General features: G+C 59.7%; 10 protein-coding genes. 3 read left to right on the top strand and 7 right to left on the bottom strand.

The genetic code is table 11. The features are described 5' to 3' along the window. Positions 1 to 54: 54 nt before the first annotated feature. A complete protein-coding gene (locus BSY17_RS07905) occupies positions 55 to 4584 on the top strand; it encodes a hypothetical protein (RefSeq protein WP_150125750.1) in 4530 nt (1509 codons plus the stop codon). Positions 4585 to 4655: 71 nt separating this feature from the next. Here BSY17_RS07905 and BSY17_RS07900 read toward each other — a convergent pair whose 3' ends face one another. Both BSY17_RS07900 and BSY17_RS07895 read right to left on the bottom strand, forming a co-directional pair. Then, positions 4656 to 5756, bottom strand: a complete 1101-nt coding sequence (locus BSY17_RS07900; RefSeq protein ID WP_069065104.1) for a glycosyltransferase family 61 protein — start codon at positions 5754 to 5756, stop codon at positions 4656 to 4658. 48 nt (positions 5757 to 5804) lie between these two features. Next, positions 5805 to 9764 (bottom strand): glycosyltransferase, encoded by a 3960-nt coding sequence (locus tag BSY17_RS07895; RefSeq protein ID WP_069065103.1) that lies wholly within the window; start codon positions 9762 to 9764, stop codon positions 5805 to 5807. A 395-nt stretch (positions 9765 to 10159) separates the two neighbouring features. Between BSY17_RS07895 and BSY17_RS07890 the strand changes: the two genes are divergently transcribed. Continuing rightward, positions 10160 to 13483, top strand: a complete 3324-nt coding sequence (locus BSY17_RS07890; protein WP_150125749.1) for a glycosyltransferase — start codon at positions 10160 to 10162, stop codon at positions 13481 to 13483. Between the two features lie 61 nt (positions 13484 to 13544). On the opposite strand, the gene BSY17_RS07885 is transcribed toward BSY17_RS07890, so the two are convergent. The 3 genes from BSY17_RS07885 to BSY17_RS07875 all read right to left on the bottom strand — a co-directional run bounded on the left by BSY17_RS07885 (position 13545) and on the right by BSY17_RS07875 (position 16584). Further along, positions 13545 to 14672 carry a hypothetical protein gene (locus BSY17_RS07885; RefSeq protein ID WP_069065101.1) on the bottom strand — a complete coding sequence of 376 codons (1128 nt, stop codon included), beginning with the start codon at positions 14670 to 14672 and terminating at the stop codon, positions 13545 to 13547. A 116-nt stretch (positions 14673 to 14788) separates the two neighbouring features. Further along, positions 14789 to 15487: a hypothetical protein gene (locus BSY17_RS07880; RefSeq protein WP_069065100.1), complete on the bottom strand. Its 699-nt coding sequence runs from the start codon at positions 15485 to 15487 to the stop codon at positions 14789 to 14791. Further along, entirely contained in the window at positions 15484 to 16584 is a 1101-nt protein-coding gene (locus BSY17_RS07875; protein ID WP_069065099.1) for a GSCFA domain-containing protein, read from the bottom strand. Before BSY17_RS07875 ends, BSY17_RS07880 begins: the two co-directional genes overlap by 4 nt. A gap of 233 nt (positions 16585 to 16817) precedes the next feature. Here BSY17_RS07875 and BSY17_RS07870 point away from each other — a divergent pair, with 233 nt between their 5' ends. Then, on the top strand, positions 16818 to 17720 hold the full coding sequence (locus BSY17_RS07870; RefSeq protein ID WP_150125747.1) for a hypothetical protein: 903 nt from the start codon (positions 16818 to 16820) through the stop codon (positions 17718 to 17720). A gap of 154 nt (positions 17721 to 17874) precedes the next feature. Here the strand turns inward: BSY17_RS07870 and rpoC are convergent, their stop codons facing one another. Beyond that, entirely contained in the window at positions 17875 to 22131 is a 4257-nt protein-coding gene (gene rpoC / locus BSY17_RS07865) for a DNA-directed RNA polymerase subunit beta' (RefSeq protein ID WP_069066851.1), read from the bottom strand. Between the two features lie 78 nt (positions 22132 to 22209). Then, positions 22210 to 26376 carry a DNA-directed RNA polymerase subunit beta gene (gene rpoB / locus BSY17_RS07860; protein WP_037473703.1) on the bottom strand — a complete coding sequence of 1389 codons (4167 nt, stop codon included), beginning with the start codon at positions 26374 to 26376 and terminating at the stop codon, positions 22210 to 22212. Between the last annotated feature and the right edge of the window lie 253 nt (positions 26377 to 26629).

The following is a 26629-nucleotide window of genomic DNA, read 5'->3' as shown; positions in this document are numbered from 1 at the left end:
CCGCAGCCTGCTCCATCAAAGATAACGGTCGCGAAACGGACTGCAGTTTTGGTCGTGGCGATGCATCGCTCCGGCACCAGCGCCCTGTCTCGCACGCTCAATTTGCTTGGCTGTGAATCATCGCCCAACCTCATGGGTGCGGACGAATATAATGAATCGGGCTATTGGGAATCCCGCCCCATCTATGAGTTGAACGAGAAGATATTGAGTTCCGGCGGCGGGGGCTGGGCCGAATGGATGGAATTCAACCCCAATTGGTTCCGTTCTTCGGCGATGGACCGTTTTCGCGAGCGCGCAGTCGCTTGTATCGAAGCGGAATTTGGCAAGTCCAACCTGTTCGTGATCAAGGATCCGCGGCTCAGCCTGCTTATGCCTTTCTGGCGTAGCGTCTTTGAATCGATGGACATCGAACCGGTCGTGATTCACACGCTGCGCAACCCTATCGAGGTCGCGCAATCGCTGGAACGGCGTAACAAGTTCCTGCAGCCCAAGGGTTTGTTGCTGTGGCTGCGCTATACGTTGGAGGGCGAACGCGGAACACGCGGCCTGCGCCGATTCTTCACCACCTATGATGATTTGATGGACGATTATGTCGGCTTTATCGATCGGTCGCAGGAGACGTTAGGCCTGTTCTGGCCACGAAATTCCGAAAAGCTGCGCCGCGAACTGGCGGGCTTCCTGACGTCCAATCTGCGCCATCACCGTGTTGACGGTAAATCGCTGCGGACGCTGGACTATGCGGCGAAGTGGGTTGAAACCACCTATGAAGTCCTGCGCGGCTTTGCCGAACATGGCGAGGATGCGGCCGGATGCGCGGCGCTTGATGCGGTCCATGCCGAGTTTACGGCAGCGGGTCACGCCATGGGGGCCATCGCCAAGGATAATGACGAGCGCTACGCCCAATTGACGAAATTGCATGCGGAGCGGGACGAGATCGCGGCCAAGCAAATCGAGGCCGAACGGGAAGCCGCTGCTGCAAAGGCCGAACTGGATAAGCTGCGCCAGGCCAAGGTCGAATTGGAACAGCGCACGGCCACGCTGGCCAGCGATGTCGAGCGCGTCAAAAGCGCTAAGGCGGAGATCGAGCAGCGCCAGCGCGCGGGCCAGGGTCAGCGGGAAACGCTGCTGGCGGAGAAAAAGGCGCTGGAAGCAGCCGTTGCCGAGGCGCGCCGCAAGAGCGAGGAATTTGAACGGAACGCGGTAGACCTGAAAACGCGAATCACCAGCGCCGCGAAGGCAAGGGATGATGCAACGGCCACGGTCACCGCGCTGCAGAAGCAGTTGCAGGCCGCGACACAGGAACGCGACGCCCTCCTCGACCAGGGCGAGGCAATGACCGCGACCCTTGCGCAACTCAGCGCTGATCGCGATGCGCTCGAAACGAAACTTGCTGAAATCCACGCCGATCGCGATACGCTTGAGGCGCGCCAGTCGGAGATCGAGGCCAAGGCTGTCGCTGCGTTTGAACGCGCGGAGTCGATTCAGCGGGCAAAGACAGCGTTGGAAGAGCGGCATCTCGCGACCCAGAAGGAACGGGACGCCTTAAGGGATGTGCGCGCCCGGCTGGAAACCGAACAGGCGGAAGCCGCCAAGCAGCAGGCCGCGCTTGCGGCGGAGAAGCAGGCTCTAGCAGCCATGCTCGCCGAAACCAGTGATGATCGCGATGCGCTCAAGAGCCTGCACGCGGAAACCGAAGCGCAGGCGGCAGCCGCGCTGGAACGGGCAGGAGCGATCGAGCGCGCCAAATTAGCGTTGGAAGAGCGACATCTAGCCACGCAGAAGGAGCGGGATGGTTTGAGGGAGGCCCGCGCCCGGCTGGAAGCGGAACAGGCCGAAGCGGCAAAGCAGAATGAGGCGCTCGCCGCAGAGAAGCACGCGCTGGAGCAGGCCGTCGCGCAAGCGCATGAGAAGCAGGCCGAATTGACGTCCAGTCGTGCCGAACTGGAAACCCGACTTGCCGCTGCTCAACAGCAGGCCAGTGGGATCGAGAAGGCAAAGCTGGCCTTGGAAGAGCGTCATCTCGCTACGCAAAAGGATCGCGATGGTCTGAGGGAAATACGCGCCCGGCTGGAAGCGCAACTCGCTACCGCCCGGCAGCAGACCCAGGCAGTTCAGCAAGAAAAACGCGTTCTGGAAGAACAGCATCTTGTAACGCAAACCGAGCGCGATTCACTGCGCAACGAGCGCGCAATGCTGGCAACGGATAAGGCGGCAGCGCTGAAGGAAGTTGCGGCGTTGGAGGCGCAAGCCTTGGCGCTGGAACAGGCGATGACCGAAGCGCGGCAGCAGCGCGAGGCTTTGAGCGCCGCCAATAGCGCGCTCGAAGCGAATTTGGGAGCGGAGGCCAAGCGAGCCGACGCACTGGAGCACGCCCAGGCCGCGCTGGAAAATGACTATCAGGTCGCCCGGCAGGATAGGGACGCCATTCGCGCGGCTCTTGCCGAACGCAACCAGACAATCGATTCCCTGCATCGGCAATTGGCGGAAAAGGATGATGCGATTGCAAGCCGCGATCGCGATCTGGCTGGCTTGACTCAAGCGTTGGCGGCGACAGAGCAAGCCGTCGCCGACGGGCAGATGAAGCTCAATCAGACCGAGCAGATCGCCCGCGAATGGGAGGACAAGTCCCGTCAACAGGACGAACAGCTCAAAGCGTTGCGCGCTGCGAGTGAAGCCGACATCGCGGAGTTGCAGAACAGGCTGGCGCAAACCGAAAGCGCTCTGCGCCAGCGTCAGCTCGAAACGGAACAAGCCGCAGAAGCTCTGCTTGCCGCCAGCAAACAGGCGCATGAGGATCGCGCTGATTGGAACAAGCGCCAGACTGCCCTTCAAAATCAGCTCGCCGAAGCAGGACGAAAGGCGGCTGAACTGGATCGGCGCCGCGCCGAGACAGAGGCCGCGCTTCAGACTCGTTTCGGTGAAATCGCGCTCATCAGCGAACAACTGGCGTTGCGCGAAAGCGATCTGTCGGCCGCGAAGTTTGCCCTGGACGATCATGCGCGCGCGCTGGAAGCGGTCAGCCGGACGGCCCATGAACGACAGGCGCGTATCCTCGATCTGGAAACAACCGTCGCGGGTCAGGCCACGGAGTTGGATGCGGTAAGAGCCTCGCTCGAACATGACCGCAAAATGCTGGACGAATTGCGCGCCACCGTTGGCAACCGCGATTCGAAAGTCATGGAACTGGAGGAGCAGATCCGTGCGCGCGAGGCGGCATTGTCAGCGGCGGTCGAGGACCATGCGCGCGCGCTGGAAACGATCAGCCGGACAGCGCACGAACGGCAAGTCCGTATCGTGGATCTGGAAACGACCGTCGCGGGTCAATCGACGGAGTTGGACGCGGTAAAAGCGTCGCTCGAACATGATCGCAAAATGTTGGAGGACTTGCGCGCTGCCGTTGGCGACCGCGATGCGAAAGTCATGGAACTGGAGGACCAGATCCGTGCGCGTGAAGCCGCATTGTCAGCGGCGGTGAAGGACCATGCGCGCGCGCTGGAGACGATCAGCCGGACGGCCGATGAACGCCAGGCACGCATCCTGGATCTGGAGGTAACGGTCGCGGGTCAGTCCACGGAACTGGACGCTGTGAAGGTCTCGCTGGAACGCGATCGCAAAGCGCTTGAGGACATGCGCGCTGCGGTTGGTGATCGGGACGCTCACGTCGCCGAATTGGAAACGGTGTTGGAGGAGCGGCGCGCCAACTTGGCGGCGGCCGAGGACGAATTGGATAGGCAGCGTCAGGCGCTCGATCAGATGGAGCGAGTGGCAAGCGAGCGTGGCGCGCAAGTCGAGGATCTCAGCACAGAATTGCAACAGCATAGCGCGAAGCTGGCCGATGCGGCGCAAGATCTTGATGCGGCGCGCCAGGCGCTTGAAACGGAGCGGGCTTTGGCGGAGCAAAATGGCGCACGCGTCAAACAGCTGTCCGCCATAATCAATGATAATCAGAATGAAGCCAACAAACGCTATCTGCAAATGTCACGATTGCAGGATGGTTTGGCGGAGCATCAACGTCTGATTGCGCAAGAACAGGCCGAGAAGGCCAAATTGCGTACCGAGTTGGACGACGCCACGGAGCAACTTGCCAAGCGGCGCGAACAGATGGATCAGGCGCAAGAGACTTTGCAGGATCGAAATCAACGGCTGATGAAAGCCGAAGAGGCCCATCAAGCTCTATTAGCCAATCTTGAAAGGGCGAGAGAGGAGGCGGGCCGGCAAAAGGAGATGCTGCGCGCGACAATGCTCGCCAATCGGGCGGAACTGAGTGAGCGGGATCGAAAGATCGATGAGGCCTGCGCCGCCAGCCTGCATGTCTACCATCAAATGTCGAAGACGCTCCAAACTATGCTGGCGCAGGCGAAGCTGCCCTTCCCGGCGCTGACCGGTAAGAGGACCGAGCAACGCCAGCGCCGCATAGTGGAAGATTATGCACAGTTTGATCCGGACTGGTATCTGGCCCATTATACGGACGTGTCAGAGGTCGGCATGGACCCTGTGCTGCACTTCATTCACCATGGCCTTGCTGAAGGCCGTTCGCCCAACGCCGCGACGGAAGCATTGCGTCAGGCCGCATTGGGGCAGTAAAAACAGGATCTATGTGCTTATCGACATGCCTGATCCCCATCGGTAGCCGTAAAATAGGGAAACCCGGCTGGTTAAGCTGGCTGTTTCCCTTGTCTCCGGGCTATCCGCGCCAATCCTGCATCGACGATCCTGCATAGCAGGCCAGGGTCTGCTGTAAAATCGGCGTTGCCCAATTGGGCAGGGTCTGCACTATCACCGAAAAGGAAGGAGAATGGCTGCTCCCGGATGCCCGCCATATCCCAATAGAAAAATTCATGCCCATGATCGGGGCTGAGCGCCATGACCTCACAATGTTCGGGTGCCCAAAGGATATTGGCCATCGTTGCATCCGTCGTGCCCACGACCATTTCGGCCTCGGCAAACAGGGCGACCTGTTCATCGATACTCATCGACTGCGGCGCAACGATAGTGAAATTACGCTTCGTCAATTGGCTCACAATATCCGGCTCGTTCAGCAGCCTGCGCTTGGTAGCGCCGTCTCGGCTGATGTAGAGGCGCCGATGCGCCTTGCCATGCGGCACCTTTGCCCGCGCCTGGGCCGATACATGGCGCAAGCCGGTAAAATCATGCGTATGGCTATGGATCGAGTTGACCGTGATAAAATGAAGGAAGTCAAAGCGCGTCGGCTCTGAACCAAGCCAAAGTATCTCATCATCCCGTACGCCCAGCCATTCGAGCGTACGTTGGCGCATGGGGCGCATGTCAGCTGGCGAAGCAGGTACGGCAAATTGTATCGCCTGTTGGGGAAACATCGCCCGAAACTCTCGCACCCGCGGCAGCAGTTCGGCGAGCCAATGGGCAAAATCACTGTCGCCTGCCTTACGCAGCAATGCCGTCGGTCGCGGCTCATGACGAACCACCCGATCTTCCTGAGGAGGGGTGACGTCGCGTGCGCCTACGATTGTTTCCTGGACAATGATGCCCTGTTCCGACCGCACAAAGCCATTCTGGAAGACCACCGCATTGCGCATCGTCGCCAGGAACGCAGACGGCAGCCGGGCAATATCGCGCTTGAGGACAGCTTCGGTTCGGCTTTGCCAATGCCCCTTAAGTTGTTCGACATTGGCGAATTGCGGCATCATGCTTGGATATGTCTGCACGCGCGCGATTGGACGAAGCGTCGCTCCACACGTCGCGGCATCTTCTGTTTTGAAAATCTGATTATCCGTCATCTGTTAGGGATTATTATAATTTTACCATTTTCGAAAGCGGATCGCGCATCATGACATCAAAATATTCAGCACCAGATCATCATATTCAGGAATGCTCGTTTGTACGCCAAAGGACCTCAGTGCCTTTGCCTTGATGATATCCCGTTTTGAACGGTTGATTTCTACCTGCTGAATAGCCGTTTCGAGACCGAGCACCCAAGTATCGACATCATTGGGTATAAGCGTCAATCCTTCCAACTCAGTAGCGATCTCCCGAAAAGCTGGAACGTCCGAAGCTAGCACGGGAAGGCCCAGGGCTGCGCCTTCGATGGCTTTCAAGCCGCTCTTGTAAAGATTGAATGTGGAGTCGATCAATGGTGCCAGGGCTAGATCAAAATCAGCCGCCTGTTCCCGCAGCCAAGGTACGAACGAAGAATAATTTCTGGCATGGACAGGTACGGCGATCCTTTCAATCCATTCAGGGGTCGCCTCTTGTTGAATGCCAACGACAGCCAGACGAAAATGCGGGTAGCGCGCCTGGATCGCCTCGATTGCAGGCTCGATCATGGCGAGATCTTCGGCATGCGTGACACTGCCAAAATAGAGTGCGCGCACATTTTCGTCAGGATTGCGGCGCGCGCTATACCCCCGCCAAAGCGCATTGCTTATACGATTGGGGAGTAGATGGACCCGTTCATTGACTTCGGATATGCGCGTAACGAGTTGATCCGTCGAGACAGTTACTCCTTTCGCCTGAACTAAAAGCCGTTGCAGATAGGGCGCATAGGCACGATAGCTGCCGGTAGGATCTTTATCAGACGGGACATCCAGCAGGTCATCGTCCAGATCGACCATATATCCCACCCCTGCTGCGTCGAACGCACGCAATAGGGGCACCACCATCGTCGCTGGGACGGCGTTGCGTTGGATGATCGCGCCATCAATTGACCCTGACCTCAGGTTGGCCAACAGCGCCTCTGGCGTCATACGAACAAAAATGGCGTTGCGGTCAAAACTATTGCGGGTGCGCTCCCACAACCTGATAAACGTTGAGGCGTTGGCCAGTTGAAGCTGTCGGTCTGCTGGTGCAGTCACGGCAATTATTGGTGCCCGATCCTGGCCTCCCGCCTGCCGGTAGACGTTCAGATAGCGGGCTCCCATCAATTGCGTCGATTCTCCCGGCCCCACATCATTTTGCCATGCAGTAAGGGCGGCATCGACTTTGTTCTGCTCCGACACATCAAACGCCAAAGCGAGTATCTTCTCATACAGCGCGTCAATATCGTCGTGAGGAAGCACCCACCCGGCCTCGCTGGTGCGAACACGGCCCGCGACCGTTGGGAAATCGAAGACCAAGGGCGGAACGCCAACGGACCATAGTTCGGTCAATGTATGGCAATATGTTTCGTCCCAGATGGAAAAAACGGCGCCAAGGTGGACGCTTAGCGCCTTTACGCGCTGGGCAAATTCATCACGCTTATAGGCGCCATGTTGTATCAGGCGGGGATGGCTGATTCCCTGCGTGGGATCGATGTTTCCGAGAATGTGGAACTCTAGCAGCCCTGCGCTATCCCGATCGAGCAGGGCACGGATGATCCCCAGTCCCTTGGCCATACTGATGTTGCCGGGTACGAGTATCCGCAAGGGATCGCCATGACGCGGACGTTGGCGCAAAATGGCCAATTGTTGGAAATTGCGACCGTGTGGAATGACGTGAAAGCGATCCGGCTCGATGCCCGGCAAATGGGTGAGGATGGTCGTGCGGGCGCTATCCGATGTCGTGACAAAGGCATCACAAGGCGTCAGCGCCTCAACGAATCGGGTGCGCCAATACCGGATCCATTCGGCATCCAGCTTGGGCATCGAATCCGCGGGCCACAATTCCGGCATGGCTGTGCCATTCAACAGGGCGAGATCGCCGCCGTAGAAAGTGCCATCCGCGCGCATCAACTTGATCGACGGACAAAGGGCATAAAAATCGTGAAAGGAAAATACCACGGTACAACCCTGCGCCTTGGCAATGCGCGGAAGGTTCAGGCTGTGCCATCCCAGGTGGCGGATATGCACCAATTCAAAATCGAACCGGCGAAGCCATTCCGCGATGACCCCATCATATTCTGACGAGATGTGGCGGATAGGGTCCAATCTTTCCTGAAGTTCATGCCGGGCAACTTCTTTGAAATTATCGCCTTCCCGGCGCATCAGGATCATATGCCTGCTATCGCAGCGCATCAGCCAAGAATCAAAACCGTCGGCCAGTGCGCCCATCAGATCTAGGTTGGTTTGGGGGGTGCCGCCGGTTTGCGTTGCGACCACAAACAGCAATCGGGACTGTGTCTCGCGCGGAACCGTGCAATCGCGCTGCGCCATCCGGGCGTGAATGCGCGCGAGTCCGATATCTGTTCCCGAAGAAAATACGCGGATCGCAGTCTTATATTCTGGATATCGCGCATCGATGACGGAACGGCCTGATTTCATCAGGTCGGTCTTGGCTCCGCCGAAACTCTTGGATCGATCATGGAAAACATAGGTGCGATCGTCGATCACGTTCGACCAGCCCGCTCGGCCCGCTCGCATACAAAAGTCATTTTCCTCGCCATAGCCACGCGGGAAGGCGACTTCGTCCAGGCTACCGATCTCGTCGATGCAGGCCCGATTGACGAACATGCAGAAACCATTGCCGGTCGGCACGATCGGATACAGACCCAGCGCCCTGCGCCGGAAGGCACGAGCATAGGTGACTTCATCCACGCCCGGCGGCAGTTCATTATCATTGCCGATATTCGGCGCGGAAAAGGCGCCGGCGCGATCCGACATCGCCGTAACCGTCGCGACACGTGGACGGGAACTGGCGGCGGTCAACATGCCTTCAAGCCAGCCGTGCGTCACCCGCGCATCGCTGTTGAGCAAGACAGCATGCTTCTTGCCAATTTCTGCAAGGCCGCGATTGACCGTCTGGGTAAAGCCGATATTCGCGTCGTTACGCAATACGCGCATATTGGGATAGGTTTTTGCCTGCTCCATCAACGTAGCTATCCGGTCGTCGGGGGAAGCATCGTCGATAAACAGAATTTCTACATCGTCTGTAGTGAATGCCGCCAGCCTGTCGATGCAATTTACGACATCGTCATAAGCGTTATAGACAGGGATGACGATCGCAGTATCGCGTGGCAAGATAGGCGCAACATAGCTGGTCCAACGATTATGGCGTTGTTCTGCCTCAATCGTTATCTCTCGTGAGAGAACCTTCCCGTCGGGCGTGCGCAAACCAATATTATAGGTGCCTGACCCCAATTCCGCCAAGGGCAGGGCGACCTGTATCCCGCCGATCCCGTCTGAAAGCCCTGCACGAAGCAAGTCGCTACGACGATGTTCGTTGCGAGCGTGGCAGAAGAACATATCGTCAATCAAAATATCGATCGAAAAACATTCTGCTTGATCAAGCGTATTGACGGCCCAACCGCGCAATTCTGTCTTGGATAGGCTCTCGATCCGGGCCTTGCAGGAATAGGCGGGCTGCGGCTTAACCGGCGCGGAGGCTATGATGGAAGGAGCAGCCTCCATGGGTGCCGCTTCGCTATGCACGGCGCTTGGCGGGATTTCAGGTGCCGCTTCAATGGCTACCGCTTCGCTCTGCGCGTCGGTTGCCGTCTCGCCCGCCGTGGGGGCCACCATCCCGCTCAACGCGGGCGTCCTATCGGACGTCAGAACAACTTCCACCAGAACTGGCATGCCCTCTTCCAGCGTCAACCCATCGGGCAGGTCGTTCGCCAATGTTCCGACAAATCCGCAATGGGCTTGGGGAAAGCCGGCGTCGACGACATCCTGTCGCTCGACATTCGCTGACACATTGGTGGCGACGGGCATCCCTTCGATCAGAATGTCGATCGTCAGTGGATCGTCAATCCCTTCCGCCTTTACCCAACCGATTACGGTGCCGCCCCTGATCTCATCAATATGTCCGATGAAAGTCCGCATTTGGGTCGCCTCGTCGGAAGGAGGGGCGCTCTGGGTCAGGATATCGTTCATACATCCACTCTGATTGTCGTCACGCAAGCAAATCACTTGCCAAACGGGAAGGGAGATTTGCATCCCCTTGATATATAAATGCGGTCAACCGTCTAGTCTGCTCTGGCCAGAATTTTGGCGCAGTGCAGCAAGATATGCAGATCATTGCGTTAAACGGTCAATGTGTCATTGGCGCGGCAGCGGCAATGACGTCCTGATTTTCCCGTAGGATGCTATAGGGCAGTCTCTTCGCATCTGCGTTGATCTTCCGGCCGGTCCGGGTTATCCTTTCGCCTTGATAACAATGCGTGTCTTTTCGCTACGGAAAGAGCAAGGCCATACGGGTTGCACAGGGGAGCGTGCCGGTTGGCGTTTCGATGCCGGTGAATCGATTTGGATTGTACGGGGGAAATTAGGTGAGTCAGATCAGTGTAGCGACCGCTGTGTCCGCGCAGGATGTTGCGCGGATTAAGGATTCGGGCCTGTTTGACGAGGAATGGTATGTTCGGACCTATCCCGATGTCGCCATTCTTAACATGGACCCGGTCGAACATTATCTTTGGCTTGGCGCGCGGCTGAACCGCGATCCCTCGCCCCATTTCAGCACGAGCGGCTATTTCGAGGTCAATCCCGACGTCCGCGACGCAGGCGCGAATCCGCTGGCCCATTATGCCAAGAACGGCCAGCGCGAAGGCCGCAAGATCGCGCCGCGCCGCCGCGCGGCCGACCCCGCCGCCTGGCGTCAGGGCGCGATCGATGTCATCGAAGATGCGCCCTCGGTGCTGCTGTGCGCGCATGAAGTGAACCCGCAGATGTTCGGCGGCGAACGCAGCTTCATCGACATGCTCGACGCGCTCGCGCAGATGAAGCTCAACGTCTATGTCGCCGTCCCGCGCGAAGGCAATCCCGACTATATCGACCTGCTGCGGCAGAAAAGCTGCGGCCTCTATTCCTTCCCCTATTTCCAATGGACGAAGAACCGCGGCCCCGACGAAACCTCGATCGAGGATTTCATCCACATCATCGAGCAGCGCAACATCGCTCTGGTCTATTGCAACACCATCGTCCTCGTCGATCCACTGATTGCCGCGCGCCGCGCCGGACGCTTGACCGCGATCCATGCACGCGAACTGATCGACCATGACGAACATCTGTGCGACCGCATGGGCATGGACGCGGCCGGGATCATCAAGCGCATCCTGCACCAGACCGACTATGTCATCGCCAATTCCGCCGCGACGCAAAAGCTGTTCGCGCACAGCCGTCGCAGCTTCCACGTCCCCAATGTCGCCAAGGTCGATTCGCTCGACATGCCCAATGTCGTGGGCGAACATGTGGTGTTCGGCATCGTCAGCTCGAACATTCCCAAAAAGGGCATCGCCGATTTCGTGGAGGTCGCGCGCCGGGCGGAGGAATTGGTGCCCAACGCCCGCTTCCGCGTCATCGGCCCGGAAAATGCCTATGTCGAGGAACTGAAAGAAGCCGGACTGCCCGGCAATCTGGAATTTGCGGGCTATGCCGACAGCCCGGCCGAGGCGATGGCGCAGCTCAACGTCGTGATGGCGCTGTCCCACTTCGCGGAATCCTTCGGCCGCACCGTGGCCGAGGCGCAGGCCGCGCGCCGTCCGGTGATCGGCTATCGCTGGGGCGCGGTGCCCGAACTGATCGATGATGGCCAGACCGGCTTCCTGGTCGGTTACAAGGATGTCGAGGCGGTGGTCGCGCGCGTCAATACGCTGTGCAAGGACCCTGGCCTGATCGCGACCATGGGCACCGCCGGGCGCGAAAAGATCATCCGCCAATTCTCGCCCGTCGTGCTGCGCAACAATCTGCGCCACGCCCTCTCGGCTATTCTTGCGGAAGACGTCCCATTACGGGACGATGAGACCCGCCGCCTCACCATCATCGTGCCGGTCTATAACGCGCCCGAAGCGGTCGAGCGCTGCCTGACCTCGGTGCTGGCGAAAACCGATCTCACCCGTGATCGCGTGCTGATGATCAATGATGGCAGCAGCAACGAACTGGTGCAGCCCCTGCTGGATCGCTTTGCCCGCCATCCGGGTTTCCACCTGCTCGTGAACCCGCAGAATATGGGCTATACCCGCACCATCAATCGCGGCATCCGCTGGGCCGAGGGCGACGATATTCTGCTGCTCAACAGCGATACGATCGTCCATGACGGCTGGATCGACGGCATGCGCAAGGTCGCCTTCGGCACGCCCAAGGCGGGCACGGTGACGGCGATGGGCGACAATTCGGGCAGCTTCTCCTTCCCGGTCGCCAATATCGTCAATGCCAAGCCCGACGATATGAGCCACGACGAATGGGCCAAGCGGATCATCGCCTTCACCCAGGTCTCCGAGCCGATCGACGTGCCGACCGGCAATGGCTTTTGCCTCTATATCCGTCGTGACCTGATGGATCATATCGGCCTGTTCGACGAAGAGACGTTCCCGCGCGGCTATGGCGAGGAAAATGATTTCTGCATGCGCACGATGAAGGCCGGGTGGAAGAATTTCATCACCCCCCATGCCTATGTCTTCCACCAGCGCACCGCCAGCTTCGGCGGCGAAAAGGATGGCCTCATCAAGACGGCGATGGAAATCGTCCACCAACGCTATCCCGACTATGCCCGCCGGGTAAAATCCGCCTTCGGGTCGGGCCGGATGAAGGCGCTGCGCGCGCTTTCGGCCAAGGCGTTCGAGGGCGCACCCGTGCCCACGCAGCCTGCGTGGCACAACGCGCCGGTCGGCGAACCGACCGATCGCCCCGGCTATCGCGCCGGACCGGAAAAGCGCTTCCTCTCGCTCAACAAGATGGTGATCGACTGGCACACGATCCGCGGGCAGGCGCCACAGCGCGACCCCGATCTCGTCTCGATCATCGTGTGCGTCTTCAACCAATATTCGCTGACCAATAAATGCCTCAACGCGCTCGCGCGCCATTGCGGCCGGGCGAAGGTCGAATTCATCATGGTCAATAATGGCAGTGATGAAGAAACGTCGGGCCTGCTCGACAGCTGGGCGGAGCGGGACGGGCGCGTCACCGTCATCCACAATTTCGACAATCTCAACTTCTCGCTCGGCAATAATATCGGCTTTGCCGCGTCGCAGGGCGCGCGCGTCATCTTCCTCAACAATGATACCGAAGTGAAGGCCGGCTGGATGGAGCCGTTGCTCGCCCCGCTCGCCGATCCGGAGGTCAAGGGCACGCAACCCAAACTGCTCTACCCCGACGGTCGCCTCCAGTGCATGGGCGTGGTCTTTTCCGGCAAGACGCCGCTCGGCTACCCCATCTATGTCGATGAGGCCGCCGACTCCCCGCTGGTCACGCAAAACCGTCGTTTCCGTGCCATCACCGGCGCCTGCTTCGCGATGCGCGCCACCGACTTCGCGGCGGTCGGCGGCTTCGACCCGGTGTTCATCAACGGACAGGAAGATATCGACCTCTGCTATCGCGTCGGCCATGGCGCCAATGTGTTCGAATATGTCGCCGCGTCGACCGTTACCCATCATGAAGGCCGCACCAAGGGCCGCGGCCGCTTCATCACCCACAACCGCTACAGCTATGCCGCGCGCTGGAACGATGTATTCCCCGGCGACGATGTCGATCATTATGCGAAGGACGGGTTCATCGTCGCTGACTATCAGATCGACCGTCCGGAACTGGATGGAAAGAGCATCGCCTGCTGGCGCGCGAAGATCGAGGCCAAGAGCGAACCGGTCGCCGAAGCGGGTTGAAGCAGGCTAAGGGTCGATAACAGGAGAGAGCCGTCGCTGCGCTCCTGTTATCGACGCTGCCTTAATTGGCGATCATTCCTGCAAGGGACTCAGTCGTCCAGTAATTCTTCGTTGCCCGCTCTATCGCCGACTTTTTGCCCGGTTCCATCTCGACCAGTTTGTTGAGGGCACGTAGCCCTTTGTCCATGTCACCGTCTTTCAGCGCCGGATTGAAAGCGGGCACCAGCATCTTCAAATTGTGAACATAGGCCGGTTTGACTTCGGTCAATATGCTGGAAATTCGGGACCAGTCTGTGCTGGCTGGTGGCAGGTCTTCCGGTGTCGGGCGGGGACAGCGCATCGCGAAACCATGTCGCTTGTTCAGTCGCTCGACAATATCGGCGTTGTTGTTCCCCACCAGCGCAGCGGCGGGGGGCGAAAGAACGGCCTTGGTCCCGACCATGCCGGATTCGTTCATCATCGCAAAAAAATCGATCAGTCGGGTACTGGGCGGTATCATCTTACCGTCGCTATCCCGGCAGAACTGCGCGCGATAATCCTGCAACACGACCATTTGCTCGGTTGAGAGCGAACTATTCTCATTGATATGTTCGAGCCCAAGATCCTTGCCGGTCAGGCTCTTCACCACATGTTCAAAGTCCGCGACGGCGTTCCCACCGACCAGGCTATTGCGATCGAACATGCGAACAGTCACGCTGCTGATCATGGGAAAACTGTTCCAGTTATCAAGCATCCTATCCAGCGACCGGACGTAGGTATCCGGCCGGGGAAAGCGGTGACTGGATTTGATGAGTTGCTGGGCCATCGACAGATACATGCCCAACGGGTCGCGAACATAAGCAATCACGTCGATCCGCTCAATGTCGAGCGTGATGAATTGCAGAATCTCGACGACTTCTTCCGGGTCCAGCGTTAAAAAGGCTTCGGACGATATGATGATGTAATCGCTGTGATCCAACTGCGATTGCAACGTCTTGATAGCTTGGAGCGCAAAACCCCGCTGCTGTTCGGCGTTGCCGCGCGTATTTTTGCCGAGCAGCGTACCGAAACAAAAATTGCCGCTGGTCCGATGGTGCGAAGCGTAGGCCAAACCCATGTCGCGCAAGCGGTCGCGCGCGTCGAACAGGGCCGCTTGCATCGACGAACTGCCGCACTTGCCGTCACCAATATGAACGATGAACTTCGCCAAGCACCTAATCTCCTTTATGGGGCATGAATCGCGCGGAGAAGGGTCAGGCGATATGCCATCGGCCTAGTGATTACCTTCCAGCGGACGCGGTTTGCTATCGGCGACGCGATTATTTATCAAGAAAGATGTGCGAAGAACTGGGTCAACCAAAGTCGGCCGAAGTCATCGTTCATATGGTTGAGATCGACGCTGGGATGCAGCGCATCGTCATGGGCGTCGCCAATCGCTAGCCGTTTCGATCCTTGGGCAAAGGGCATCGCCGTACCATTGCCGTTGACGATCGTCGTCGCCGGCTGGGGTAGCAGGGTGGCACCTACTGCAGCATATTTTTTGGCATTCAATAGCGCGATGCCGCGTTCATAGGGCCCGACATCCTGTGGTCCCTCGTTACGCCTTGCGCCCCGCATGGGATTGTGGCCGATATAAATAGGCTTGTCCGTAATGGTCCGCAGTTTTTGGAGCGTATTGTAGGAAAGGCTACCCTCCACGACATCATCGACTGCACGATCAAGTACGGCGCTCGAATAATAGCGATCTTCAGCGATGAAAAAGGGTCGTGCCTCCATGCCATAGAGGAGGAAGGCGTCATAACCGTCCGTATCGATTCTCCGTTCGCCGCCCGATGTGAAGGCGATCGCATCGGCGGTGCCTTCGTCGCTCGGCACAAGACTGCTGTCCTCGACCGTCAGGCTTTTCAACCCATCGCCGCGCGCGCCGAAGAAGCAGAGATCGTACAAGACCTCCTTTGCCTTCATCATATCCATGCCGCGCTTGAGCGAGCCAATATGGCTATTGCCGATGACCGCTATTTTCATCCTTTTTTGGCGTCGCCGAATGCGCCCAGCAATTCCTCTTCGCATACTTCATCCAGTTTTTTGGAGGGAGCAGATGCCTTGCGCGTCTGCGCTGTAAAATAATCGCCGAATGTGCGGACTAACCCCTGGAAGAAATGGTCCATCACGAAATCGACGCCGCGTTTATTTACGCCGCGCATGTTCGGCTCGAAGAAGGTGCCTTTGAAGACGGCGCTATTGATGATTTCGTAGGACGGGAAGTAATCGACCATCTTGTGATGCATGGCGATTTGCCCGGCCACGGCGCGCAGCACCGATTTTGAATACATCGTCGCCACCAGCACATGCTGCGGCGATTTGGTAGCCGTCAATGGCACCGGCGAGACCGTCAGGATGAACTGCAGTTTTGGATTGGCGGCGCGCATCATGCGGATCGAGTCCATCAGCGCCGATCGCACATCCTCAAAGGCCTGATTGCGGAACTGATGCTTCTCGGCGTCGAACTCCCCGGCGACCGTGCCGGGGCACATGGGATATTCATATCCATGCTCTTGGTTGAACCAACTTTCGGTCAGTCCCAACGTGAAGACGAAGAAGTGCGAGTCCGTGATGCAGGTGCGAAAGGCTTTGATCGTCTCTTCGCGCGACAGCAGCATCTCTTCCAGGGTGGCAAAACCATTGGGCTCGATCGCCGGGCGGAAGGGGTCGTAGAAACGCCCGTTCTTCTCCCAATATTCCTCCGGCGGGCTGCTATGCCCCAATGCCCAACTGGTCCATTGCCGCAATAGGGATGTGGTATAGATATTGGCCGTACGCGCCGAAAAAATATTATAATTGAACAGCTTTGCGCCTTCCTCCCTCATCCCGACGGGCGGCGTTTCAGCGATCATCCAATTGAATTTGCGATTTTTCAGGGCGTTGCCGATATGCTGCGCAAAGCAGGAACCAAAGGTCGCCACCGGCGCGCGCGGCGGAATGCGAAATTTGGGCGACCATAATTCTGCAATGTCGAACATCGATCGTTCAGCGATGGCGGGCCGCCAAAAGGCCTTCTTGGGCAGATCTTCATAAGGATTGGTCGAACCGACGCCGTCCGCTGTCTGTGCTTTCTTTGCCATCGCCGGTTCACCTACCTTATCGTGTGCTGCAACAGGAAAAAGAAACGAAGATCACCAACACTGTTTGTTGCACTGCACAGGAGCATATCGGATCGCCTTGGGAATGAAAAGGCGGTTCATCACAGGTGCAACATGATGGGGTTAAGACGTTTCATGGATCGCGCTTGCACATGGCACGTTATGATATTCGCGTGTGCAACATAGGGAAGGATGATGGTAGGATGGCGCATCGGATGACAATCTTGCGCTGGTCGCTGCTCGCGGCAGTCTTCGGCACCGCGATGGGCGCTTCCGCCGAACCCCAACGCCGTCTGTCGGTCGATTTCGACCAGGGCCAGCATATGAAGGCCAAGGGTTCTAACGTCATCGTCGATCCGCGCAGCAAGCTGACCTTCAACGCTACGACCGACAAGGGCACCAAGGCTGCTGACCGGCCGCAGGTCGTGTCCAGGGGATGCTTCACCCCGCCCAGTTGCCTGCGCATCTCGATGGACCCTAACGGCCAGGGCGCGGCCAAGAACAAGATCATGTACAGCTTCTGGTCGCATTACAAACCGCTGCCCGGCGGCGAGCAGGGGCGGATGCAGATTGGCGACAAGGGGACCACGCGGATCAGTTTCGCGATGAAGCTGGACCAGCGTTATGACACCCCGCCGCATCAGATGATCCATTTCCAGGTGTTTCAGCCCAAGATGGCTGGTCGTCCGTCCAAGGTGAAGAACGCCAATCCGGGTGGTCCCATCCTGTCGCTGCGCACCGTCCCGCTGTCTCGCCGCAAGGACAAGTCGCCCGACGTGCAGGAATTCATCATCGCCGTCCGCAATCCGCAGGCCGAAAACCTCTATTATTTCGACCAGCGCGACAAGGGCGTCCTTTACCGCGGCAAGGTGCGCAAGGGCGAATGGAACCGCTTTTCCTTCGTGCTGCAATCGGCCGACCAGCGCGGCACGATGCAGGGCCGCATAGGCTTTTGGCAGGACGGGCAAAAGCAGTTCGACCGGCCGGTGCAATGGGGCTTCAACCCCGCCACCTATGCCGTCAGCCCGAAACTGGGCGTCGAACTTGGCAGCTACCGCTCTGCCGACGCCAAGGGCCATCAGACCGTCTATTTCGACGATGTGACCATCGACCGCTGATCGGGCAGGGCAGGGGCCCCCCATCCCCGCCCCGCGACACGAAAAAGCCCGCCGAAGCGTCAAACGCTCCGGCGGGCTTTTTCGTGGGTGCTCAAGGCACCGTCAGCGCTGGAGCCACAGCCTGAACGGCATGTGGCCCCTGCACCCTATCGGATCACTCCGCGTCCTGCGTGGTGAAGTCTTCACCCTGCACGGCACCCAGCGGATCGTCACCGATCGCCGCTTCCGGCCCCTGGCGCAATTCGGCGGCATGTTCGGCCGCCGCCGTCTTGGGCGCGATCAGGTCGATCTGGCTGGCGGCCCGCAGCGAGGCGCGCATCGCTGCGTCACGCGACGAAGCGGCAACCCGCATCCGGTTCATGCCAGCGCCCGTACCCGCCGGGATCAGGCGGCCGACGATGACATTTTCCTTCAGGCCGATGAGCGTGTCCTTCTTCCCCTGAACCGCCGCCTCGGTGAGGACGCGGGTGGTTTCCTGGAACGACGCAGCCGAGATGAACGAACGGGTCTGCAGCGAAGCCTTGGTGATGCCAAGCAGCACGGGCTTGCCAGCGGCGGGCAGGAAGCCCGGTGCCAGCTTGCTGTTGATCTCGTCCATTTCCTCACGGTCGACCTGTTCGCCCACCAGCAAGGTGGTGTCGCCGGACTCGATGATCTCGACCTTCTGCAGCATCTGACGAACGATCGTCTCGATATGCTTGTCGTTGATCTTCACGCCCTGCAGACGATAGACTTCCTGGATTTCGGCGACCAGATATTCTGCCAGGGGCTCGATGCCGAGCACTTCGAGAATATCATGCGGATCGGGCGAACCGCCGATCAGATTATCGCCGCGCTTGACGAAATCGCCTTCCTGGACGTCGATCACCTTGCTCTTGGGGATCAGATATTCGACCGGCTCGCCGCCATCCTCAGGATTGATGGCGATCTTGCGCTTCGCCTTATAATCCTTGAGGAACTGGACGCGGCCCGACACCTTGGCGATGATGGCGTTGTCCTTGGGCTTGCGCGCTTCGAACAGCTCCGCCACGCGCGGCAGACCGCCCGTGATGTCGCGGGTCTTGGCCGCTTCACGGCTGACACGCGCCAGCACGTCACCGGCCGACACCGTGGCACCATCTTCGACCGACAGGGTCGCACCGACCGCCAGCATATAGCGGGCAGCCTCGCCCGAACCATCGTCCAGCAGGGTCAGACGCGGACGCAGATCCTCCTTGGTGCGCGCGGCACCACGATGTTCGGTGACGACGCGCTGGGCGATGCCCGTCGCTTCGTCGGTCTGTTCGGCCAGCGTCTTGCCGTCGATCAGGTCGACATATTTGACGATACCCGGACGCTCGGTGATCACCGGCATGGTGAACGGATCCCACTCCGCAAAGCGATCGCCCTTCTTGATCGTGTCGCCATCTGCAAACAGGATGGTGGCACCATAAGGCAGGCGATGGGTTTCGCGTTCGCGCCCTTCGCTGTCGATGATCGCGATCTCGCCGTTGCGGGCGAGGCTCAGGCGGCGGCCCTGCTTGTCGGTGATGGTCGGCATGTCACGCAGTTCGATCGTGCCGTCCGCCATCGATTCCAGGTTCGACGTTTCGTTGAAGTTCGCCGCGCCGCCGATGTGGAAGGTCCGCATGGTCAGCTGCGTACCCGGTTCGCCGATGGACTGCGCCGCAATGACGCCGACCGCTTCGCCGATATTGACCGGGGTGCCGCGGGCAAGGTCACGACCATAGCATTTGCCACAGACGCCCATCTTGCTCTCGCAGATCAGCGGGCTGCGGATCTTGACCGCCTGCGTACCGATTGCCTCGATCTGCACGATCAGCGCTTCGTCGAGCAGCGTGCCGATCGGCACGATGACCGAACCATCCTTGGTGTCAACGATGTCCTCGGCCGTGGTACGGCCCAGGATACGTTCGCCAAGCGACGCGATGACGCTGCCGCCCTGGACGATCGCCTTCATCTCCAGCGCCTTTTCGGTGCCGCAATCTTCCTCGACGATCGTGCAATCCTGGCTGACGTCGACCAGACGGCGGGTCAGGTAACCCGAATTTGCCGTCTTGAGGGCGGTGTCGGCCAGACCCTTGCGGGCGCCGTGGGTGGAGTTGAAATATTCAAGGACGGTCAGGCCTTCCTTGAAGTTCGAGATGATCGGCGTTTCGATGATCTCGCCCGACGGCTTGGCCATCAGGCCGCGCATACCGGCCAGCTGCTTCATCTGCGCCTGAGACCCGCGGGCACCGGAGTGCGCCATCATATAGATCGAGTTGATCTGTGCCAGACGGCCCGTCTTGGGGTCCTTGGGCTGGGCGCGGATCTCGTCCATCATGGCGTTCGCTACCTTGTCGCCGCACTGCGACCAGGCGTCGATCACCTTGTTGTACTTTTCCTGCTGGGTGATCAGGCCGTCCTGATATTGCTGCTCATAGTCGGCCACCAGCGCCTTGGTTTCAGCAACCGTGCCTTCCTTCGAGTCCGGAATGACCATGTCGTCCTTGCCGAACGAAATGCCTGCCTGGAACGCATGCTTGAAGCCCAGCGCCATGATGGCGTCGGCAAACAGCACCGTGTCCTTCTGGCCGGTGTGACGATAAACCTCGTCGATCACGTCGCCCACATCCTTCTTGGTGAGGAGGCGGTTGACGACGTCGAACGGCACTTTGTGCGCCTTCGGCAGACATTCGCCCAGCAACATGCGGCCCGGCGTCGTCTCGTAACGCTTGAGGTAGCTGTTGCCTGCCTCGTCGGTCTGCGGCACGCGGCTGATGATCTTGCTGTGCAGGGTCACGGCCTTGGCGAACAGCGCCTGATGCACTTCCTGCATGTCGGCGAGCAACATGCCTTCACCTGGCTCGCCTTCGCGCTCCATCGACAGATAATAGATGCCCAGCACCATGTCCTGCGACGGCACGATGATCGGCTTGCCGTTCGCTGGCGACAGGATGTTGTTGGTCGACATCATCAGCACGCGCGCTTCCAGCTGGGCCTCAAGGCTCAGCGGAACGTGGACGGCCATCTGATCGCCATCGAAGTCGGCGTTGAAGGCCGAGCAGACCAGCGGGTGAAGCTGGATCGCCTTGCCCTCGATCAGCACGGGTTCGAACGCCTGGATGCCCAGACGGTGAAGCGTGGGCGCACGGTTCAGCATCACGGGATGCTCGCGGATCACTTCGTCCAGGATGTCCCAGACTTCCTTGCGCTCCTTCTCGACCCACTTCTTGGCCTGCTTCAGGGTCATGGACAGACCCTTGGCGTCCAGACGCGCGTAGATGAACGGCTTGAACAGTTCGAGCGCCATCTTCTTAGGGAGACCGCACTGATGCAGCTTCAGCTCAGGACCGGTCACGATGACCGAACGACCCGAATAGTCGACGCGCTTGCCGAGCAGGTTCTGACGGAAGCGGCCCTGCTTGCCCTTGAGCATGTCGGACAGCGACTTGAGCGGACGCTTGTTGGCACCGGTGATGACACGGCCACGACGGCCATTGTCGAACAGGGCGTCGACCGCTTCCTGCAACATGCGCTTTTCGTTGCGGACGATGATGTCCGGCGCGCGCAGCTCCATCAGCCGCTTCAAGCGGTTGTTACGGTTGATGACGCGGCGATAGAGATCGTTCAGATCCGACGTCGCGAAGCGGCCGCCGTCCAGCGGCACCAGCGGGCGCAGCTCTGGTGGAATCACGGGAACGACGTCCAGGATCATCCATTCGGGACGGTTGCCCGATTCCAGGAAGCTTTCGACGACCTTCAGGCGCTTGATGATCTTCTTGGGCTTCAGCTCCGACTTGGTCGTCGCCAGCTCTTCGAGCAGGATCTTCTTCTCGCCCTCAAGGTCGAGATCCATCAACATGATCTTGACCGCTTCCGCGCCGATCCCGGCGGTGAAGGCGTCCTCGCCATATTGATCCTGCGCGTCGAGCAGTTCGTCTTCATTGAGAAGCTGATATTTCTCCAGCGGGGTCAGGCCCGGCTCGGTGACGATATAGCTTTCGAAGTAAAGGACGCGCTCCAGCTGCTTCAACTGCATGTCGAGCAGCAGGCCGATGCGCGACGGCAGCGATTTCAGGAACCAGATATGCGCAACCGGCGCGGCCAGTTCGATATGGCCCATGCGCTCGCGGCGCACCTTGCTCACGGTAACTTCGACACCGCACTTCTCGCAGACGATGCCCTTATACTTCATGCGCTTATACTTGCCGCACAGGCATTCATAATCCTTGATCGGACCAAAGATGCGCGCGCAGAACAGGCCATCGCGTTCGGGCTTGAACGTGCGATAGTTGATGGTTTCGGGCTTCTTGATCTCGCCGAAGGACCAGGACCGGATGCGCTCTGGCGAGGCAAGGCCGATCTGGATCTGGTCGAACGTCTCGGTCTTGGCGACCGGATTGGCGAAGTTGGTCAGTTCATTCATGTTCATGTCCTCATGGAGAGGGAAATTCTGATGGCTGAGGGGAGGGGGCGCCGCGGTCAGGCAGCGCCCGCAATCCCTTTACTCCGCCGCCGCCGCGAAGCCGTCGTCCTCGTCGGCGATCGCGTCCATCGTCGCGAGTTCGACGTTGAGGCCCAGCGAGCGCATTTCCTTGACCAGCACGTTGAAGCTTTCGGGAATACCGGCCTCGAACGTGTCGTCACCCTTGACGATCGCCTCATAGACCTTGGTACGGCCGACCACGTCATCGGACTTCACCGTCAGCATTTCCTGCAGCGTATAGGCGGCGCCATAGGCCTGGAGCGCCCAGACCTCCATTTCCCCGAAGCGCTGACCACCGAACTGCGCCTTACCACCCAGCGGCTGCTGCGTGACGAGCGAGTAGGGGCCGATCGAACGGGCATGGATCTTGTCGTCGACAAGGTGATGAAGCTTCAACATATAGATGATGCCCACCGTGACCTTGCGGTCGAACTTGTCGCCGGTGCGGCCGTCATACAGGTCGCTCTGACCCGATGTGTTCAGCCCCGCCAGTTCCAGCATCGCCGACACGTCCGCTTCGCGGGCACCGTCGAACACCGGCGTTGCCATCGGCACGCCGCGCTGGAGATGTTCGGCCAGGTCGACGATCTGCTCGGCCGTGCGGGCGTTGATCTCGTCGGCATATTGCGGACCATAAGCGGTCAGCAACCGGTCCCGCACCGCGTCGGGCATAACGCCCGGCTCAGGGTTGGGATTGGCCTCGCGCCAGTCTTCCAGCGCATGCTTGAGCTGCTGGCCGATGCCACGGGCAGCCCAGCCCAGATGCGTTTCGAAGATCTGCCCCACGTTCATGCGCGACGGCACGCCCAACGGGTTGAGCACGATGTCGACATGCGTGCCGTCTTCCAAGAACGGCATGTCCTCGACCGGCAGGATGCGCGAAATCACACCCTTGTTCCCGTGACGACCGGCCATCTTGTCACCCGGCTGCAGCTTGCGCTTCACCGCGACGAACACCTTGACCATCTTCAGCACGCCCGGCGGCAGTTCGTCGCCACGCTGCAGCTTGTCGACGCGATCCTCGAACTTGTCGACGATCGACTTCACCGCTTCGTCATATTGCGCCTTGACGGCTTCGATGCCGGCCTGACGAATGTCGTCCGCAACCGCGAACTTCCACCATTCATGCCGCTCGACTTCGCCCAGCAGGGCTTCGTCGATCTCGACGCCCTTCTTCACGCCCTTGGGCGCAGCCGTTGCCACCTGGCCTGTCAGCATTTCCTGCAGACGGTTGAAGGTCGCGCGGTTCAGAATGGCGCGTTCGTCCTCGCGATCCTTGGCGAGGCGGTCGATTTCCTCCCGCTCGATCGCCATGGCGCGCTCGTCCTTGTCGATGCCGTGGCGGTTGAACACGCGCACTTCGACGACCGTGCCCGCAACGCCCGGCGGCAGACGCAGCGAGGTGTCGCGCACGTCGCTCGCCTTTTCACCGAAGATCGCGCGCAGCAGCTTTTCTTCCGGCGTCATCGGCGATTCACCCTTGGGGGTGATCTTGCCGCACAGGATGTCGCCCGGCTCCACTTCGGCGCCGATATAGACGATGCCCGCTTCGTCGAGGTTGCGCAGTGCTTCCTCGCCGACGTTCGGAATGTCGCGGGTGATGTCCTCTGGCCCCAGCTTCGTATCGCGCGCCATGACTTCGAATTCCTCGATATGGATCGAGGTGAAGACGTCATCCTTCACGATGCGTTCGGAAATGAGGATACTATCCTCATAGTTGTAGCCGTTCCAGGGCATGAACGCGACGAGCGTGTTGCGGCCCAGCGCCAGCTCGCCGAACTCGGTCGACGGGCCATCGGCGATCACGTCGCCGCCTTCGATCAGGTCGCCGACATTCACCAGCGGACGCTGGTTGATGCAGGTGTCCTGGTTCGACCGCTGGAATTTCTGCAGCGTGTAGATGTCGACGCCCGACTGGCCGGGTTCGATGTCGCCGGTCGCACGGATGACGATACGGGTCGCATCGACCTGATCGACGATGCCCGGACGCTTGGCGGCGATGGCCGCGCCCGAATCGCGCGCAACCGTGCCCTCCATGCCGGTGCCCACGAACGGGGCCTCGGCACTGACGAGCGGCACCGCCTGGCGCTGCATGTTCGATCCCATGAGTGCGCGGTTGGCGTCATCATTTTCCAGGAACGGAATGAGCGAAGCCGCAACCGACACCAGCTGCTTGGGACTGACGTCCATCAGCGTGATGTGATCCTTGGGCGCCATCAGGAACTCGCCCGCTTCACGCGCGGAGATCAGGTCTTCGGCCAGCGTGTGGTCGGGGTTCAGCTCCGCGTTCGCCTGCGCGATCGTGTGCTTGGCCTCTTCCATCGCCGACAGATAGACGACGTCATCGCTCACCACGCCGTCGATGACCTTGCGGTAGGGCGTTTCGATGAAGCCGTACTTATTGACCCGGCTGAACGTCGCGAGGCTGTTGATCAGACCGATGTTCGGGCCTTCCGGCGTTTCAATCGGGCAGATACGGCCATAATGGGTCGGGTGAACGTCGCGAACTTCAAAGCCCGCACGCTCGCGCGTCAGACCGCCCGGCCCAAGCGCCGACACGCGGCGCTTGTGGGTGACTTCCGACAGCGGGTTGGTCTGATCCATGAACTGCGACAGCTGCGAGCTGCCGAAGAATTCACGCACGGCGGCCACGGCGGGCTTGGCGTTGATCAGGTCGTTCGGCATCACCGTCGACACGTCCACGCTCGACATACGCTCCTTGACGGCGCGCTCCATGCGCAGCAGCCCGACGCGATACTGGTTTTCCAGCAGCTCACCGACCGAACGCACACGACGGTTGCCGAGGTTGTCGATATCGTCGATTTCGCCCTTGCCGTCCTTGAGGTTCACCAGTTCCTTGACGACGGCGAGGATGTCCTCGACGCGCAGGGTGGTGACCGTGTCTTCGGCATCCAGCTCAAGCCGCATGTTGAGCTTGACGCGGCCGACTGCCGACAGGTCGTAGCGTTCGGGATCGAAGAACAGACCGGCGAACAGCGCTTCGGCGGTTTCCTTCGTCGGCGGCTCGCCGGGGCGCATGACGCGATAGATATCGCTCAGGGCCTGGTCGCGCTCTTCGGCCTTGTCGGCCTTCAGCGTATTACGGATCCACGGACCAGTGGTGACATGGTCGATGTCGAGCAGTTCGAGACGGTCGATGCCCGCCTGGTCCAGCTTTTCCAGATTTTCGGGCGAAATTTCGTCACCGGCTTCGACATAGATTTCGCCGGTTGCGTCATTGACCAGGTCATAGGCGCTGTAGCGGCCATAGACTTCCTCGGTCGGGATCAGCAACTGGGTCAGGCCGTCCTTCTCCGCCTTGTTGGCGGCGCGGGGCGAAATCTTGGTGCCCAGCGGGAAGATGACTTCGCCGGACTTGGCATCGACGATGTCGAACGACGGCTTCTGCCCGCGCCATGCTTCGGGCGTGTAGGGAATCTGCCAGCCGCCTTCGCCACGGACGAAGGTCACCTTGTTATAGAAATGCCCAAGGATTTCTTCGGCATTGAGGCCAAGCGCGAACAGCAAAGCCGTGACCGGCAGCTTGCGCTTGCGGTCGATACGGACGTTGACGATGTCCTTGGCGTCGAACTCGAAGTCCAGCCACGAGCCACGATAGGGAATGACGCGCGCGGCGAACAGATATTTGCCCGACGAATGGGTCTTGCCGCGATCATGGTCGAACAGGACGCCCGGCGAACGGTGCATCTGGCTGACGATCACGCGCTCGGTGCCGTTGACGATGAAGGTGCCGTTGCCCGTCATCAGGGGCATGTCGCCCATGTAGACGTCCTGCTCCTTGATATCGAGCACGGAGCGGGTTTCGGTGTCCTGATCGACTTCGAACACGATGAGGCGAAGGGTAACGCGCATCGGCGCTGCATAGGTGATGCCGCGCTGACGGCATTCCTCGACGTCATATTTCGGGTCTTCCAGCTCGTAATGGACGAAGTCCATTTCGGCGGTGCCCGCGAAATCGCGGATCGGGAAGACGCTGCGCAGCGTCTTTTCCAGGCCCGACACATAACCGATCGAGTGGTCCGAACGGAGGAACTGTTCATAGCTCTCCCGCTGCACTTCGATCAGGTTCGGCATCTGCACCACTTCGTGGATGTCGCCGAACACCTTGCGGATGCGCTTCTTCGCGCCGGTGTTACTGATCGGGGGGAGAGCTTTGGTCGCCATACTTGGTCCTTGCCTTCATTCGTCGCGTTTTTCCGCATCGCAGCGAAAATTCAGTCGAAGCGCGATGGAGAAAGGGGTGATTCGCACCGCTTCCGTCCACGCAAAAAAGTGCGGGTCGGGACTGTCCGATCCGCACTGTCAGCACCTGATGACTCGCCGTTTTCGTTCAATACTGCCCTTGGCCACGCGCTAACCGGCCTCGGTCCCCGAACGATACGGGAGACGGCCGACCCACTGCCAAGACTGGCGACAG

Source organism: Sphingobium sp. RAC03, from assembly GCF_001713415.1.
In the GTDB taxonomy this organism is placed as follows: Bacteria; Pseudomonadota; Alphaproteobacteria; order Sphingomonadales; family Sphingomonadaceae; genus Sphingobium.
The sequence above is the reverse complement of the archived record's forward strand: the minus strand, read 5'-3'. Positions and strand labels throughout refer to the sequence as shown.